Source organism: Spirillospora sp. NPDC046719, from assembly GCF_040645715.1.
Lineage (GTDB): Bacteria > Actinomycetota > Actinomycetes > Streptosporangiales > Streptosporangiaceae > Spirillospora.
The window spans coordinates 1-3,766 of sequence record NZ_JBEYYT010000668.1; the positions used below are offsets into that span (position 1 = coordinate 1).

The 3,766-nt window shown below is 75.3% G+C and carries 3 protein-coding genes and 1 pseudogene; 3 read left to right on the top strand and 1 reads right to left on the bottom strand.

The window, feature by feature from the left end; all coding sequences use genetic code 11:
* Positions 1-79: 79 nt before the first annotated feature.
* Entirely contained in the window at positions 80-769 is a 690-nt protein-coding gene (locus tag ABZ914_RS48345; RefSeq protein ID WP_500201354.1) for a folylpolyglutamate synthase/dihydrofolate synthase family protein, read from the bottom strand.
* A 150-nt stretch (positions 770-919) separates the two neighbouring features.
* Here ABZ914_RS48345 and ABZ914_RS48350 point away from each other — a divergent pair, with 150 nt between their 5' ends.
* The 3 genes and pseudogenes from ABZ914_RS48350 to ABZ914_RS48360 form a co-directional block, all read left to right on the top strand.
* Positions 920-2,290, top strand: coding sequence for a bifunctional folylpolyglutamate synthase/dihydrofolate synthase (locus tag ABZ914_RS48350; RefSeq protein WP_500201356.1), 1,371 nt, complete (start codon positions 920-922; stop codon positions 2,288-2,290).
* Between the two features lie 5 nt (positions 2,291-2,295).
* Positions 2,296-2,685: a DUF4233 domain-containing protein gene (locus ABZ914_RS48355; protein WP_500201355.1), complete on the top strand. Its 390-nt coding sequence runs from the start codon at positions 2,296-2,298 to the stop codon at positions 2,683-2,685.
* Between the two features lie 122 nt (positions 2,686-2,807).
* Positions 2,808-3,766 (top strand): annotated as a pseudogene (locus ABZ914_RS48360) (hypothetical protein); the annotation flags it as partial.

Here is a 3,766-nt window from a genome sequence, read left to right on the forward strand (position 1 = left end):
TTGAAGCTCCCACCGATCAAGCCAAACATATACTCTACTTTGAACCAATTGCATGGCTAATTTGTCGACAAAATCGCTATCACTGTGTGAGCCCGGCGGGCAGCAGCCCGGCGGGGACGCCGCCGTCGCCCGCGTACTCAACGGGGCCGAGCACCTCCGCCACGTCCGGGGACTGGGGCGCCGACACGATCCGCGTCCCCGGCCCTGCCACGGCCCGCTTCTCCGCGGCGATCTCGGCGGGCGTGTCGCCGAGCACGCCCGCGTGCTCCAGGAAGACCGGCGTGATCGCGACCACGTCCGGCGGGAACAGCGACACCTCGTCGGACCGTCCGCCCATCCCGGCCTCCAGGACGAGCGCGTCCGCGCCCGCGCGGCGCGCGTGCAGCACGCCGGCCAGCGTGAACAGCCCCGACGGCGACAGGTAGCCGTCCTGCGGCGGTCCCAGCTCCGCCATGGCCGCGCCGAGCAGGCCGCCGAGGCGGGCGAGCTCGGCCTCCGGGATCGCGCGGCCGTCGATCCTGATCCGGTCCCGGTTGGTGCGCAGGCCGGGGCTGGTGACGGTGCATACCCGCAGGCCGGAGGCGGCGAGGAACGCGGACGCGTACGTCGCCGCCGTCCCCTTCCCCTTGGACCCGACGACGGTCAGCACCGGCAGGCCGGGGGACAGGACGTCCAGCGCCTCCGCCAGCTCGCGCGCGCGGGCCAGGCTGCGCGTCTCGCCGGGACGACGCCGCTCCCATTCCCGGAAGAAAACCTCGTCAGCCCGCATACCTTCCATGGTTCCACTCGGCGCATGGGTCCGCCGGGCGCGCCCCCGGCCGCCACGGGTGCGGACAGGGCGCCCAGCGGCGGCGGATAGGCTCTCATCGTGAGCCAGGCAACCGAGCCGCTCGACTACCGCGGCGCCGTGAACGCGATCATGAGCCGGGGCGTCGAGTGGGAGATCGACCCGACCCTCGACCGGATCCGCGACCTCGTCGACGTCCTGGGCGAGCCGCACCGCGCGTATCCGGTGATCCACGTCGCGGGCACCAACGGCAAGTCCAGCACCGCGCGGCTGATCGAGTCGCTGCTGCGCGAGCGCGGCCTGCGCACCGGGCTGTACACCAGCCCCGAGATGACCACGCTGCGCGAGCGGATCGCGATCGACGGGGAGCCGATCAGCGAGGAGCGGTTCGCCGAGGCGTTCCAGGACGTGCTGCCCTACGTGCAGCTGATCGACGGCAAGCACGAGGTGCGGCTGTCGTTCTTCGAGGTCCTCACGGCGATGGCGTTCGCCGCGTTCGCCGACGCCCCCGTCGACGTGGCGGTGGTCGAGGTCGGCATGGGCGGCACCTGGGACGCCACGAACGTCGCCGACGGCACGGTCGCCGTCGTCACCCCGATCGGCCTGGACCACACCCGCTACCTGGGCGACACCCTCGAGGAGATCGCCGGGGAGAAGGCGGGGATCATCAAGCCGGGCTGCGTCGCGGTGCTGTCCCAGCAGCCCGTCGAGGCGGCCGAGGTGCTGCTGCGGCGGGTCGTGGAGACCGGCGCCGCCGCGGCGCGCGAGGGCATCGAGTACGGCGTGCTGAGCCGGGACGTCGCGGTCGGCGGCCAGATGATCGGCGTGCGCGGCCTGCACGGCACCTATGACGAGATCTTCCTGCCGCTGTTCGGGGAGCACATGGCGAGCAACGCCGCGACCGCGCTGGCGGCCGTCGAGGCGTTCGCCAGCGGCGCGCCGACCAGGGGAGAGGTGGCGCTGGAGGCCGCCACCCGGATCGCGCCCGGCGAGGCGTTCCTCGGCGGCGACGAGGGGCAGCTCGACCCGGCGCTGGTGCGCAGCGGGTTCGCCAAGTCGGCGTCGCCGGGCCGGCTGGAGGTCGCCCGGACGGGCCCGACCGTGCTGCTGGACGCGGCGCACAACCCGGCCGGGATGGCGGCGACCGTCGCCACGGTCACCGAGTCGTTCGGCTTCACCCGGCTCGTCGGCGTGCTCGCCGTCGCCGCGGACAAGGACGTCGCCGGGGTCCTCGACCAGCTCGAACCGGTCGTGGCGGAGCTGGTCGTCACCCGCAACTCCTCGCCGCGGTCGCTGCCGCCCGAGGAGCTGGCGGAGATCGCCGAGGGGATCCTCGGGCCGGAGCGGGTGCACGTCGCCGACCGCCTGGACGACGCGATCGACCAGGCGATCGGCCTCGCCGAGGAGACCGGCGAGTACCGGGGCGCCGGCGTCCTGATCACCGGTTCGGTGGTCACCGCCGGCGACGCCAGGACACTGCTGCGCGTAGAGGGGGGCCGGTGACCGCCATGACCGAGGGCACTGCGCAGGGCGCGACGGAGGGCACCCCGGAGCCGGCCGGGCGGAAGCCCGGCAGCCCGGTGCGGCGGCTGTACGCCACGGTGCTGGCCTGCGAGGCGATCGTGATCGCGCTGGCGATCCCGGTGGCGGTCTCGGTGCTGGACGTGTCCGGGACGACGGCCGGGGCGGTGTGCGGCGGCCTCGCGGTGCTGTGCCTGCTGATGGCCGGGCTGCTGCGGTTCCCGTGGTCGTTCGCGGCGGGCTCGGCGCTGCAGGTGGCGATCATCGCGACCGGCTTCATGGTGCCGGCCATGTTCTTCCTCGGCGCGCTGTTCGGGGCGCTCTGGCTGACGGCCTTTTGGATGGGACGCAAGGTGGAGCGGCTCCCGGCGCGCTAAATTCTCGGGGACGGCATCACTTCCTCCGCCGAATCCCTGCGCGTTCCACGCAAACAATTCCGACATTCTTCTTTATTGGGAAATAGTGCGTTCGGTGGGGACGACCTCCGAAGGAGCACGCCGTGTCCTCCCACGCGCACGACCGGCCGGGCGTCCCGCTCCCGGCACCGGACCCTCCCGCCGCCGGCGCCGCGGCGGCACGGCGCCGGGGCGCGGCCCTCGGCGCGCTGCTGACCGCCGTCACCGTGCTCCCCGCCGCGGTGCTGGTCGTGCCCGACGCCACCGCCGGCATCGTCCCCGTGGCCGCGCACGCCCTCGGCCTCGGCGAGGGCCGCGTCCCCGCCCTGCTGCGCGCCACCGGCCTGTCGCTGCCCGCGCTCGCCCTCACCCTCCCCCTCGCCGCCGTCGCCGCCCGCCGCCTCCCCGCGTGGGCGGTCCTCGCGACCGGCCTCGCCGTGCTGCTCGGCGGGCTCGGCGCCGTCCGGTTCGCTGGCTCGGTGCCGGTGGTCGGCGCGGTCCGCGCCGCGCAGGGCGCCGGAGCCGGGATCGCGCTGCCCGCCTCCCTCGTCCTTGTGTGGGAACGGCGGAACGCGGCCCTGTCCGCCCTCTGGGCGGGCGTGCTGGCCGCGTCGCTCCTGATCGCGATGCCGGTGGCACTGCGCGCCGTCCCGCCGCCGCGCACCGGGACGGCACCGGCCGGCTGGCACGGGACCGGCTGGCACGCGGCGCTCGCTCCCTACCCCTGGCTCGCCGGCGCGGCGGCGGGCGCCGCCGTCCTCGGCGTGCTGCTGCGCGGGCGCGTCCCCTGGACGCTGCCGCCGCCGCGCCTCGCCGAACGCGGACGGCTCGCGCTGCCGTGCGTCCCCGTCGCGGGCTTCGCGTTCCTCGCCGTCGTCGCCGCGCACGGATGGTCGCCGGGTGCCCGCCTGGTCGTGGCCGCGTCCGCGCTCGCCGCGCTCGCCGGGCTCGCGCTCGCGGGCGGCGCCGAGGGCGGCCCCTTCGGCTGCGCGCCCGTCATGGTCGCCACCGGGCTGCTCGCCTACCCGCTCGCGGCGCCGCTGTCCGGTCTCGCCGCCGCGGG

Coding starts and splice junctions, on each gene's coding strand:
- ABZ914_RS48345 (WP_500201354.1), bottom strand. CDS start 769: ATGCGGGCTGACGAGGTTTTCTTCCGGGAATGGGAGCGGCGTCGTCCC.
- ABZ914_RS48350 (WP_500201356.1), top strand. CDS start 920: ATGAGCCGGGGCGTCGAGTGGGAGATCGACCCGACCCTCGACCGGATC.
- ABZ914_RS48355 (WP_500201355.1), top strand. CDS start 2,296: ATGACCGAGGGCACTGCGCAGGGCGCGACGGAGGGCACCCCGGAGCCG.